The following is an 11,504-nucleotide window of genomic DNA, read 5'->3' as shown; positions in this document are numbered from 1 at the left end:
GTCGTTGTCGACAGTGCCGCTGGTGCCCGCGCACGCGTTCCCCGCGCGCCGACAACAGCATTAGTCTTGTGCACTCAACTTTATCCGGCCGAAAGGTCGAGCGTAGCAGTGGCGTGGGTGGCCGGTGTCACGTCAGCGCTCGGCCAGTACCTCGCCGATATACCGGGCGACAGCCGCTACCGAGGCGATCGTTCCTGGGTAATCCATCCGAGTCGGTCCGAGCACGCCCATTCCGCCGAGCACCGCGCCCGCCGCACCATAGCCGGTCGACACCACCGAGGTGCCGCGCATCTGCTCGACCTGCGTCTCCTCGCCGATCCGCACGGTGACCCGTCCCGGCTGCTGGGCCGCGGCGAGCAGCTTGAGCACGATCACCTGTTCCTCCAGCGCCTCCAGCACCGCGCGCAGCGAGCCTGGGAAGCCGAAGTCGGCGGCGTTGCGGGTGAGGTTGGCGGTGCCGCCGAGCACCAAGCGTTCCTCCGGATGCTCCACCAGCGTCTCCACCAGCACGGTGGACACCCGGACCAGCACGTCGCGCAAGCGCAACGGCGAGTGCTCGGGGAGCTCGGCGACCGCCGCCGAGGCCGCGGCCAGGCGCTTGCCGTCCATCGCGCCGCCGAGCATGCCGCGCAGCGCGGCCAGATCCTCGTCATCGATCACCGCGCCGAGGTCGACCAGCCGCTGGTCGACGCGGCCGGTGTCGGTGATCACCACCAGCAGCAGCCGTGCCGGATTGAGCGCGACCACCTCGATGTGCCGGACCGTGGACGCCGACACCGTCGGATACTGCACGACGGCGACCTGCCTGGTCAGCTGGGCCAGCAAGCGGACACCGCGCCGCAGCACGTCGTCGAGATCGACGCCCGACTCCAAGAACTCCATGATCGCCCTGCGTTCGGCCGGAGACAGCGGCTTGACCTCGGAGATGCGGTCCACGAACTGCCGATAGCCCTTGTCGGTGGGGATGCGACCGGAACTCGTGTGCGGTTGCGTGATGTATCCCTCGGCCTCCAGCACCGCCATGTCGTTGCGCACCGTCGCGCTGGAAACACCCAGGTTATGCCGCTCGACCAGGGTCTTCGACCCGATCGGCTCCTTGGTCGCGACATAGTCCGCGACGATCGCGCGCAGGACCTCGAAGCGCCGATCCTCGGTGCTCGACATCGGCCCAACCTCCTCGCTTTCGTCTCCGGTCGCGCCGCACTACCGGCGCCCACCAGCCATTACAGGCGAATTCCCGGTTCGTCTGTTTGTCCAGTCTAATTGCCCTCCGCCGGATCGCCGGCCGGTGACGGGAACGCCGATCGAACCGCGGCGGCACCTGATCCGGACACCGACGAGCGAGACGCGGCCGTGACAGCTGGTCAGGTCCCGCTCGGCGGAGGCGATCAGCGGGGTACGGCGGCTTGGATCACCGCGGCGACGTCGTCGGGCCGGGAGACCATGGCGGCATGGGAGGCATTGATCTCGCTGGTGCGCGCGCCCATCCGCTGAGCCATGAAGCGCTGAGCCGACGGCGGGATCACGCGGTCGCCTGCCGACACCAGAAACCAGCTGGGAGTGGTCGACCACGAGGGTGAGCCAGAGGGTTCGAGATTGGCCGCGACCGCGATGGAGTGCTGATGGGCGAGCATGTCGGCGGCTGTCGCCGAGTCGACGTCCTGGCAGAAGACGTCGTTGAAGCTGGCGGGTGCGAGGTAGCCGTCGACGTTCTTGCCCACGATGCCCTGCGGGTCGTCGACGACCTTCACCTGTAGCGCGGGCGGCAGCAATTGGCTGCCGGGAAAACGGATCGGGTCGAGGGCCTGTTGGGCGACCTCGCCTTGCACCGGCGCGAACGCGTTGACGTAGACCAGCGATTCGACCTCCGGGTCGTGCACGTTGGTGATCACGAAGCCGCCGTAGGAGTGGCCGACCAGCACCATGGGACCGGAGATCGGATCCAGTGCGCGTTGCACGGCGGCCGCGTCGTAGGCCGGTCCCCGCAGCGGATTGTCCGGCGTCACCACGCGATAGCCGCGCCCGCGCAGCAGCGCGGCGACACTATTCCAGCTGGTGGTGTCGGCGAAGGCGCCGTGCACGAGCACGATGGTCGGCGACATCTGCGCCTGCGCGGGGCCGCCCGACACGGCGGCGGCGAGCGCGATGGCGAGCGCGGCTATGCCGCCGCGCAGGATACGTCTACGCTTCATCGGGTTTCGCCCTCCTCAGTTCTTCAGGAACTCGACCAGGTCGGCATTGAACGCCTGTTCGTACGCTCCGCACAGGCCATGCGGCGCACCGGAGTACACCTTCAGCTCGGCCCGGGGCAGCAGCTTCACGGTCTTGGCCGCCGAGGCCGCGAACGGGACGATCTGATCGTCGTCACCGTGCGCCACCAGGATGGGGATGTCGATGCTCGGCAGCTCCGCGGTGAAATCGGTCTCGGAGAAGGCCTTCACGCAGTCCAGCGCGCCCTTGAGCCCGACCTGCATGCCCATCAGCCAGAAATGGTCCCGAAGCCCTTGGGAGACGGCCGATCCCGCGCGATTGGCGCCGTAGAAGGGCGCCGAGAGGTCCTGGTAGAACTGCGAGCGGTCGGCGGCGACGCCCGCGCGAATGTCGTCGAAGACATCGATGGGCAGACCTTCGACGTTGGCGTCGGTCCGCAGCATCAGCGGCGGCACCGCGCCGACCAGCACGGCCTTCCCCACCCGGGAGGTACCGTGCCGCGACAGGTACCTGGTGACCTCGCCGCCGCCGGTGGAGTGCCCGACCAGCACGGCGTCGGTCAGGTTCAGCTCGTTGAGCACGGCGGCGAGATCGTCGGCGTAGTGGTCCATGTCGTGCCCGTCCCACACCTGGCCGGACCGGCCGTGACCGCGCCGATCGTGCGCGATGGCGCGATAGCCCTTGCTCGCCACCAGGTTCATCTGGTTGTCCCAGGCGTCGCCGTTGAGCGGCCAGCCGTGGCTGAAGACCACGGGACGTCCCGAACCCCAGTCCTTGTAGTAGATCTCGACGCCATCGCTGGTTGTGATCGTTGGCATGGATGTTCCTCCGATCTGGAATGGATGTCGGACTACGACTCGCCGGGCACCGGCGGAAGGTGCTCGGCCAGGAATTCCACCGCGGTGTCGGCGACCGCACGCCAACCGTGATCGGCGGGCATGGAATGCCCCCGATCGGCGAAGACCACCAGCTCGGTCACCGCTGAATTCCTGCGCTGGATCCGGTAGGCCGACCGCACGGTGGCCTCCGGAACAGTGCGGTCGAGTCCACCGGCGATCATCAGCAGTGGGCCGCGTTCGCTGCGGGTATCCACCGCCGCCTCGCTCCGCGGCGCGAGATTGGCCGTTCCCGCCTGGAACAGCGGGCGGGCGGGGGCGGGAATCGCATAGTCGGCGTACAGCTGGTCGGACTCCGCGCGGGACACGCCGTTGGCGAACGCGCGGTGGTAGCTCTCGGCCGTGTGCGCCCACGTCTTGCCGCGCAACCACGGACGGCCAAGGACCGGCAGCACATTGCGCAGCTGCACCGGCGGCAGCGTCAGCACCCCTTTGAACTGCGCGGGCGCGATCGCCACGCACGCGCTCGCGAAGCCGGTCCCGAGCAGTTTCTGCGCGATCAATCCACCGAAGGAGTGCCCGATGACCACCGGCGGCATCGGCAGCGTGGAGATGAACTCCGCGTAGTGATCGGTGACCTCGGCGATGCCGCGATTGTTCAGCGGCGCGGGATCCTTCCTGGTGGCCTCGGGCGTCTCGCCGTCGCCGGGCCATCCCGGCGCCGATGGCTGGTATCCCGCGCTGTCGAACAACTCGACCCACGGCGCCCAGCTGCTGCTGTGCATCCACAGACCATGAATGAATACGACCGGACGTAATCGTGGTCGCGCCACCATGCCTCCTACGGCGAAACGGGAATCGACCCATGTCGATCACCGTTCGACAGCGTAGGACGGGCGGCGGCCGGAAAAATGACTGTCCGTGCACGATCCTCGGCTCACAATGCACGGCCCGATCGACCGGGCTCGTGCGAGGATTGCCGAATCTGTCCCAATTGCGACGGAGGCTGCCATGACGGTCGTGTTCAATTCGGACACCATCGCGCCGCACGAGCGGGTGGACGCGGTGGCCGCGGCTGTGCAGGAGGCGTCGGTACCGTCGCACGTCGTGCTGGACGGGCCGGAGGAGTGCGTCCACGCCACATTCGATGTCTGGCAGTTCGGCGAGGCGAGCATCTTCCGTGCCCGCACCTCGGGGATCCAGCTCATCCGCACGCCGAAGCAGGTGCGCACCTCGCCCGCGCCAGTACTGGCGGTGGCGGTGCAGCAGGCAGGGGATGGACGATACGAGCAGGGCGGCGTCCAGAGGGTGGTGCGGCCGGGCGAACTACACGTGATGGACCTGAACGCGCCTTACGACTTCAGCTGGCACGGTGACGGCGCGTCCACCTGCCTGCACGTGCCGCTCGAGCAACTCGGCTTGCCCGCCGATCTGATCAGCCAGGCCGCGACCCGGGTACAGGACAGCCCGCACTATCGGCTGGTGGCCAACCACATCGTCCAGCTGACCACCGATGCCGACGCGCTCAGCGCCGACCCGGCGGCCGCGCTGTCCGGCTGCGCCAGCATCGAATTGATCCGGGGACTGCTGCTGTCGGCCGGCAGTGACGACGGCAACGCCGCCGTCATCCCGGCGGACATCCTGCTGTCCCGGATCCGGGCCTACGTGCGACGCAACCTGGCCGACCCCGATCTGGGCGCGGAACATATCGCCAAGGCGCACAACATGTCGGTCCGGCAGTTGTACAAGATCTGCGCGAACGCGGAGTACAGCCTCGAGCAGTGGATCATCAGTCAGCGGTTGGAACAGGTGCGCGCGGATCTGACCAAGCCGGAGCACCGGCAGCGGACGATCTCGATGATCGCTCGACGCTGGGGTTTTCGGGATCCGTCCCACTTCGCCCGGCGCTTTCGCGCCGCCTACGGACTCTCGCCGCGGGAATGGCGCAGGGTCACCCTGGCCGCGGAGGAGCCGTAGCCGGTCAGCGGCGATCCGCGGTTCCGGCCTGCTTGCCCGCGCGGGCGTCCAGGCCGAGCATCGCCAGTAACGACTGGCAATCGGCGGCGTCCTCCGCGTAACTGGCTACGGTGCGGGCGGCGACGGCGCACTGGCGCGCATTCTCCGCTTTCTCGGCTGCCCGCGCTTCCGCGAACTCGCCTGGTTCATGGACAAGAGTGATGTGTCGTGCCGACGCCATGAGTCTCCTTGGGGTTGGTCGCAGCCTACGTGGCCGACCGCCGCCGCGGGCTGAAACCGGACGCGGAGTTCGCCGAATCCCCGAATCCCCGACCCGGAGTCGGGCGGGGCTGGTGCGGAGCACCCACACACGCCATACCGCTTGTGCGAGTTCCCAATGCGGAGATCCGAACTGATCCGCTGTCCACTTCTCTTCGGACCAAAGGGAACACGTTGTCGGCGAACAGCGCATCCGCTGGTCGGCCTGCTTCCAGCAGCCCGGCGTGTGAAACCGCTGCTCCGGTGTGCATTTCGCGTGGATTCACTGTGCTGATCAACTCGCTGTGAGGTGGCCGGCTGCCCAGGGACGGTGATCAGCGGCGCGAATGGCATTCGCCCGGTCCTGGCGCGATGGAATTTGCTGCAATGTCTCCGCTGGGTTCTGATGGCACCGGCGTGGCGGGTCGCTCCGGACCGGGCGCGGCGCGGGACGGCCTGGAGGAGAGCGAACGCCTTACGGCGCCGGACATCCGGGTGCGGCCGGGGTCGGGGTGGTGATTGCCGTTCAGGTCAGCAGGTCGCGGACGACGCCGTCGGCCAGGAGTCGGCCTCGGTCGGTGAGCACGAGACGGTCGTCGGCGCGCAGGGCGAAACCGTCGGCGATCACGCGATCCACTGCGGGGGTGGCGGCGGGAGCCAGGTCGGCCAGGGGCAGGCCGGTGCGCAGCCGGACCGCGAGCATGATCCGCTCGGTGTACCGCTCGTCATCGGTGAGCGCTTCCCAGCCTGCCGCGGGCAAGCCGCCCTCGCCGACCCGATCGGCGTACCGCGCCGGGTGCTTCACGTTCCACCAGCGCACTCCCCCGACGTGACTGTGCGCGCCGGGCCCCGCGCCGAGCCAGTCGCCACCATCCCAGTAGCCGAGGTTGTGCCGGCAAATCGCGTCGGCGTTCGCCGCCCAGTTCGACACCTCGTACCACTCGAGTCCGGCGGCGCGCAACCTGGTGTCGATGCGTTCGTAGCGCGCGGCGAGCACGTCGTCGTCGGGTGCGGGCAGTTCGCCGCGACGCACTCGCCGGGCCAGCGCGGTGCCGTCCTCGACGATGAGCGAGTAGGCCGAGACGTGGTCGACACCCGCGCCGAGCACCGCGTCCAGGCTGGCGTCGAGATCGGCGTCGCGCTCGCCCGGCGTCCCGTAGATCAGGTCGAGATTGACGTGCTCGAATCCGGCGGCGCGCGCCTCCAGCGCGGCGGCCACCGCACGCCCTGGGGTGTGCGTGCGGTCGAGCACCTTCAACACGTGCGCCGCAGCGGACTGCATGCCCAGCGACACCCGGGTGAACCCGGCCTCGCGGATCCGCTCGAAGAATTCCGGTGACGTGGACTCGGGATTGGACTCCGTGGTGACTTCGGCGTCGGCGGCGAGGGTGAACTCGCCGCGCACGGCATCCAGTACCGCGGCCAGCCCGTCACCGCCCAGCAGCGATGGCGTCCCTCCGCCGACGAAGACGGTGGACACCTCCGGTGTGGCGCTCGGCAATCCCGCGAACTCCCGCGCCGCGGTGGCCAGCTCGCCGCGCAACGCCGCCAACCACGACTGCGGCGACGCCGACGTGCCGAGCTCACCCGCCGTGTAGGTGTTGAAGTCGCAGTATCCGCACCGCGTCGCGCAGAACGGGACGTGCACGTACACCCCGAACGGCCCCCCGCCGAAATCGCGCAGCAAGGGCGCGCAGGCGGTTGCGCCGCGGGGCGCGGTGGCGGAAGAACTCACCTATCCAGTGTGAACGCCCCCGCGCCGGCCCCGGCACTCGGGACACCAGCGGCGGGCTGGGCACGGCCGATGCGGCCTTACTCTTCCCAGTTCGGCCACAGTACGCCCGGCGGCGGATGCAGGCCGACGCCCCGCACCGGCGCGGAAAGCGCCGCCCCCGGCCGCACTGGGCGCATCGCTGGGGACCAGCTCAGTCCGCCACGACCGGAGTGTTCTGGTTGGCGGTGAGCAACCAGCGGCCCTCTTCCTTGGACATCACGTACATCGGAGAGCCCTCGCTCTCCAGGACGCCATCGTTGTCGAAGTAGCGCTGGCGCACCTTGACCGCGGCCACGTCGGGGCGGATGAACAGCACGTGCTCGACCTCGTAAGTCGCCTTGCCGTGCGCGGTGGCCCCTGGCAGCACCTTGGCGGTGAACTCGGCGATGGCGGCCCGCCCGAAGAGCCGCATGCCGTGCCCGGTGGTCCAGATGGCGTCTTCCCGGAACAGCGCGACGAACTCGTCGACGAGCTCGTTGCGCTGGGCGTGTTCGACGGCGGCGACCACCGCGCGGATCGCTTCGGTCTCGGCGGCGATGTCGATAGCTGCGGTACTCATGGCGAACAGCCTGCTACCTCGACCTGACTCGAGGTCAAGCGGCGTGCGTGGCGTCACAGCGGATGAACCGGACGTATCACGCGCCACGCACGGGCCGCGGAGTATGACTGCCGTCACAAACGAGGTAGAACGTCCAGGGGATTTCCCGCCATAACGCGGAAAATGCTGCCGTTGGGGTCGGAAGGCCCGCGCTGACATGGCACAATAGGCCGCATGCGCGCTTCGGGAGTACGACTGGTGGCACGTCGCCACGTCGATTACAAGCGCGTGTGCAGCGCCTGCTGTCTGCCCGGTTCCCTCCGGTAGCTCAGCGGCGCCCGATCCCGGGTCCCCGGCGATCCCCGACTTCCTCGGCCTGCTGACACCGTACGCGTGAGTCAGCCCCTCACGCCCTCAGCAGGATGTTCCACCCACCCCGCAGGAGCGACCCCATGACGTCGAGCACCGACGCCGGTCCGACCGATCAGCCCACGCCCGAATCCCGGCCGGGGCACCCCGCGCGCCCCGAACGCCCCGCCTCCGAACGCCGGGTCCGCCCGGACCGGCCTCGCCGCGAGGTGCCCGCAGGCCCGCGCGTCCGCACCGGCAAGCCCGTGCGCCGCAAGGCCGAGGGCCAGTGGGCGCTGGGTTACCGCGAGCCGCTGAACCCGAACGAGCAGTCCAAGAAGGACGACAACCCGCTCAACGTTCGCGCCCGGATCGAGAACATCTACGCCAAGACCGGCTTCGACGGCATCGACAAGGGCGACCTGCGTGGCCGGTTCCGCTGGTGGGGCCTGTACACCCAGCGTGAGCAGGGCTACGACGGCAGCTGGACCGGCGACGAGAACATCGACGTCCTGGAAGCCAAGTACTTCATGATGCGCATCCGCTGCGACGCGGGCGCGCTGAACGTCGCGCAGTTGCGCACGCTGGGTCAGATCTCCACCGAGTTCGCCCGCGACACCGCCGACCTCTCCGACCGCGAGAACGTGCAGTACCACTGGATCGAGGTGGAGAACGTTCCCGAGATCTGGAAGCGGATCGAGGCGGTCGGCCTGAAGACCACCGAGGCGTGCGGCGACTGCCCGCGCGTTGTGCTCGGTTCGCCGCTGGCGGGCGAGTCGCTGAACGAAATCATCGACCCGACGCCCGCGATCGATGAGATCGTGCGCCGCTACATCGGCAAGAAGGAGTACTCCAACCTGCCGCGCAAGTTCAAGACGGCGATCTCCGGCCAGCAGGACGTGGTGCACGAGATCAACGACGTCGCGTTCGTCGGCGTGGTGCATCCCGAGCACGGACCCGGCCTGGACCTGTGGGTCGGCGGCGGCCTGTCCACCAATCCGATGCTGGCGCAGCGGGTGGGCGCGTGGGTGCCGCTGGACGAGGTGCCCGACGTGTGGGAAGGCGTGGTCGCGCTGTTCCGCGACTACGGCTACCGCCGCCTGCGCACCAAGGCCAGGCTGAAGTTCCTGATCAAGGATTGGGGCATCGAGAAGTTCCGTCAGGTGCTCGAAGACGAGTACCTGAAGCGCAAGCTGATCGACGGCCCCGCGCCGGAGCAGCCCACCGAGCCGATCGACCACGTCGGCGTGCAGCGGCTGCGCAACGGGCTCAACGCGGTCGGCTTCTCCCCCATCGCGGGGCGGGTGTCGGGCACCATCCTGACCAAGGTCGCCGACGCGGTGGAGCGGATCGGCTCCGACCGCATCCGGTTCACCCCGTACCAGAAACTGATCGTGCTCGATGTTCCCGACGACAAAGTCGACGCGCTGATCGACGAGCTGGAACCGCTCGGCCTGCAAGCCCGCCCCTCGCTGTGGCGGCGCAACCTGATGGCTTGCACCGGCATCGAGTTCTGCAAACTGTCCTTCGCCGAGACGCGCAAGCGTTCCCAGGCGCTGGTGCCGGAGCTGGAGGAGCGGCTGGCGGATCTCAACGCGCAGCTGGACGTTCCGATCACCATCAATATCAACGGCTGCCCGAATTCCTGCGCCCGCTCGCAGATCGCCGACATCGGCTTCAAAGGCCAGCTGGTCGACGACGGCAACGGGAATCAGGTGGAGGGTTTCCAGGTTCACCTGGGTGGCAGCCTCGGTTTCGACAGCGCCTTCGGACGCAAACTGCGTCAGCACAAGGTGACCACCGGCGAGCTCGGCGACTACGTCGAGCGGGTGGTGCGCAACTTCGTCAAGCAGCGCGAGGACGGCGAACGATTCGCGCAGTGGGCGGTACGCGCCGACGAGGCCGACCTGAGATAAGTGTCGACGGGAGATCAATTGTGACAACCGAACTCGTGGAAAAGCTGTCCGAGGACGAGCTCCGCGCCATCGCCGCGCGCGGTGCGGCCGAACTCGACGGCGCCTCGGCCACCGAACTGCTGCAGTGGACCGAGGACACCTTCGGCTCGAACTACATCGTAGCCTCCAACATGCAGGACGCGGTGTTGGTGCACTTGGCCTCTCAGGTGCGCTCGGGCGTGGATGTGCTGTTCCTGGACACCGGCTACCACTTCGCCGAGACCATCGGCACGCGCGACGCGGTGGAGGCGGTGTACGGGGTGAACGTGATCAACGCCCGGCCGGAACACACTGTGGCCGAACAGGATCGGCTGCTGGGCAAGGATCTGTTCGCCCGCGAGCCGAACGAGTGCTGCCGGTTGCGCAAGGTCGTCCCGCTGCAGAAGTCGCTCGCCGGATACAACGCCTGGGTCACCGGCATTCGCCGGGTGGAGGCGCCGACGCGGGCGAACGCGCCGCTCATCTCGTTCGACGAGGCGTTCGGACTGGTGAAGATCAACCCGATCGCGCCGTGGTCCGACGACGAGATGCAGGACTACATCGCCACCCACGGCATCCTCGTCAATCCCCTGGTGGAGGAGGGGTATCCGTCCATCGGCTGCGCTCCGTGCACACGGAAGCCGGAGCCGGGAGCCGATCCGCGAAGCGGCCGTTGGGCCGGCCTCGCCAAGACCGAATGCGGGTTGCATCAATCATGACCGAAACGATTCGAAGCGAACGTTCGCTCGGCATCAGCGATTTCGACACCCTCGCCGCGTTGGAGTCCGAGTCGATCCACATCTTCCGTGAGGTGGCGGGCGAATTCGAGCGGCCGGTGATCCTGTTCTCCGGCGGCAAGGACTCCACCGTGCTGCTGCACTTGGCGCTCAAGGCGTTCTGGCCCGCGCCGCTGCCGTTCGCGCTGCTGCACGTCGACACCGGGCACAACCTGCCCGAGGTGCTGGAGTTCCGGGACAAGGTGGTCGAGCGCTACGGCCTGCGCCTGCACGTGGCCAAGGTGGAGGACTACCTGGCCGACGGCCGCCTCACCGAGCGCCCCGACGGAATCCGCAACCCGCTGCAGACCATCCCGCTGCTGGACGCGATCAGCGAGAACCGGTTCGACGCCGTCTTCGGCGGCGGCCGCCGCGACGAGGAGCGCTCGCGCGCCAAAGAGCGGATCTTCTCGCTGCGCAACGCGTTCGGGCAGTGGGACCCGAAGCGTCAGCGTCCCGAGCTGTGGAACCTGTACAACGGGCGCCACGCTCCGGGCGAGCACGTGCGCGTGTTCCCGCTGAGCAACTGGACCGAGCTGGACATCTGGCGCTACATCGCCCGCGAGGACATCGACCTGGCGAGCATCTACTACGCGCACGAGCGTCCGGTGTACCTGCGCGACGGCATGTGGATGACGCCCGGCGTGTGGGGCGGCCCGCGTGAAGGCGAGGTGCTGGAGACCCGCTCGGTGCGCTACCGCACCGTGGGCGACGGATCCTCCACCGGCGCCATCCTTTCCGACGCGGCCGACAACGAGGCGATTCTCGCCGAGGTGGCCGCGTCCCGACTGACCGAACGCGGCGCCACCCGTGGCGACGACCGGGTGTCCGAAGCCGCGATGGAAGACCGCAAACGAGAGGGTTATTTCTGAC

12 protein-coding genes are annotated in these 11,504 nt (G+C 68.5%); 5 read left to right on the top strand and 7 right to left on the bottom strand.

Features of this window, described 5'->3' with window-relative positions:
• Window positions 1-132 precede the first annotated feature (132 nt).
• From hrcA to IU459_RS28430, 4 genes are all read right to left on the bottom strand, one after another.
• Window positions 133-1,164 (bottom strand): heat-inducible transcriptional repressor HrcA, encoded by a 1,032-nt coding sequence (gene hrcA, locus IU459_RS28445; protein ID WP_195132659.1) that lies wholly within the window; start codon window positions 1,162-1,164, stop codon window positions 133-135.
• A 224-nt stretch (window positions 1,165-1,388) separates the two neighbouring features.
• A complete protein-coding gene (locus tag IU459_RS28440) occupies window positions 1,389-2,192 on the bottom strand; it encodes an alpha/beta fold hydrolase (protein WP_195132658.1) in 804 nt (267 codons plus the stop codon).
• Window positions 2,193-2,207: 15 nt separating this feature from the next.
• The gene (locus tag IU459_RS28435; RefSeq protein WP_195132657.1) at window positions 2,208-3,029 is read right to left on the bottom strand and encodes an alpha/beta fold hydrolase; all 822 of its coding nucleotides are present in this window, start codon (window positions 3,027-3,029) and stop codon (window positions 2,208-2,210) included.
• A 32-nt stretch (window positions 3,030-3,061) separates the two neighbouring features.
• Window positions 3,062-3,883 (bottom strand): alpha/beta hydrolase, encoded by an 822-nt coding sequence (locus IU459_RS28430; RefSeq protein WP_195132656.1) that lies wholly within the window; start codon window positions 3,881-3,883, stop codon window positions 3,062-3,064.
• Window positions 3,884-4,058: 175 nt separating this feature from the next.
• Between IU459_RS28430 and IU459_RS28425 the strand changes: the two genes are divergently transcribed.
• A complete protein-coding gene (locus IU459_RS28425; RefSeq protein ID WP_195132655.1) occupies window positions 4,059-5,024 on the top strand; it encodes a helix-turn-helix domain-containing protein in 966 nt (321 codons plus the stop codon).
• A gap of 4 nt (window positions 5,025-5,028) precedes the next feature.
• Here IU459_RS28425 and IU459_RS28420 read toward each other — a convergent pair whose 3' ends face one another.
• From IU459_RS28420 to IU459_RS28410, 3 genes are all read right to left on the bottom strand, one after another.
• A complete protein-coding gene (locus IU459_RS28420) occupies window positions 5,029-5,244 on the bottom strand; it encodes a hypothetical protein (RefSeq protein ID WP_195132654.1) in 216 nt (71 codons plus the stop codon).
• A 543-nt stretch (window positions 5,245-5,787) separates the two neighbouring features.
• Window positions 5,788-6,948, bottom strand: a complete 1,161-nt coding sequence (gene hemW, locus IU459_RS28415) for a radical SAM family heme chaperone HemW (protein ID WP_228838659.1) — start codon at window positions 6,946-6,948, stop codon at window positions 5,788-5,790.
• A gap of 238 nt (window positions 6,949-7,186) precedes the next feature.
• Window positions 7,187-7,594: an SgcJ/EcaC family oxidoreductase gene (locus IU459_RS28410; protein WP_195132652.1), complete on the bottom strand. Its 408-nt coding sequence runs from the start codon at window positions 7,592-7,594 to the stop codon at window positions 7,187-7,189.
• Window positions 7,595-7,807: 213 nt separating this feature from the next.
• On the opposite strand from IU459_RS28410, the gene IU459_RS40185 reads away from it, so the two are divergent.
• The 4 genes from IU459_RS40185 (at window position 7,808) to cysD (ending at window position 11,503) form a co-directional block, all read left to right on the top strand.
• A complete protein-coding gene (locus IU459_RS40185; RefSeq protein ID WP_357721293.1) occupies window positions 7,808-7,900 on the top strand; it encodes an Ms4527A family Cys-rich leader peptide in 93 nt (30 codons plus the stop codon).
• Window positions 7,901-8,025: 125 nt separating this feature from the next.
• Complete coding sequence (locus tag IU459_RS28405) at window positions 8,026-9,837, top strand: nitrite/sulfite reductase (protein WP_228838650.1); 1,812 nt, start codon at window positions 8,026-8,028, stop codon at window positions 9,835-9,837.
• Window positions 9,838-9,857: 20 nt separating this feature from the next.
• The gene (locus IU459_RS28400) at window positions 9,858-10,574 is read left to right on the top strand and encodes a phosphoadenylyl-sulfate reductase (protein ID WP_195132651.1); all 717 of its coding nucleotides are present in this window, start codon (window positions 9,858-9,860) and stop codon (window positions 10,572-10,574) included.
• Window positions 10,571-11,503 (top strand): sulfate adenylyltransferase subunit CysD, encoded by a 933-nt coding sequence (gene cysD / locus IU459_RS28395; protein ID WP_051022229.1) that lies wholly within the window; start codon window positions 10,571-10,573, stop codon window positions 11,501-11,503. The genes IU459_RS28400 and cysD overlap by 4 nt, the downstream gene beginning before the upstream one ends.
• Window position 11,504: the final 1 nt, after the last annotated feature.

The organism is Nocardia amamiensis (assembly GCF_015477605.1).
GTDB lineage: Bacteria > Actinomycetota > Actinomycetes > Mycobacteriales > Mycobacteriaceae > Nocardia > Nocardia amamiensis_A.
Note: the sequence above shows the minus strand (reverse complement) of the source record. Positions and strands in the feature narration are given on the sequence as shown.